1 protein-coding gene is annotated in these 286 nt (G+C 68.9%); it reads left to right on the top strand.

Annotated features, from left to right (window positions below):
- Positions 1-286, top strand: a 286-nt coding sequence (locus ACUJ8O_RS11570) for a transposase (protein WP_445373408.1), incomplete at both ends; no start/stop codon positions are given.

Below are 286 nucleotides of genomic sequence, written 5' to 3'. Positions count from 1 at the left end.
GCGGCGTGGAACGAGTTCTTCGCGGATCTGGTGGCCCGTGGCCTGGCCGGGGTGAGACTGGTGACCTCGGACTCCCACCGCGGTCTCGTGGAAGCAGTGGCGGCGAACCTGCCCGGGGCCGTGTGGCAACGGTGCCGCACGCACTACGCGGCGAATCTGATGGCGGTGACCCCGAAGAGCATGTGGCCGGCGGTGAAGGCCATGCTCCACAGCGTGTATGACCAGCCCGACGGGCCGGCGGTGCATGCCCAGTTCGAGCGCCTGTTGGACTACGTGACCGATCGGC

It is taken from the genome of Micrococcus sp. EWR3.9.1 (assembly GCF_052615555.1).
The sequence above is the reverse complement of the archived record's forward strand: the minus strand, read 5'-3'. Positions and strand labels throughout refer to the sequence as shown.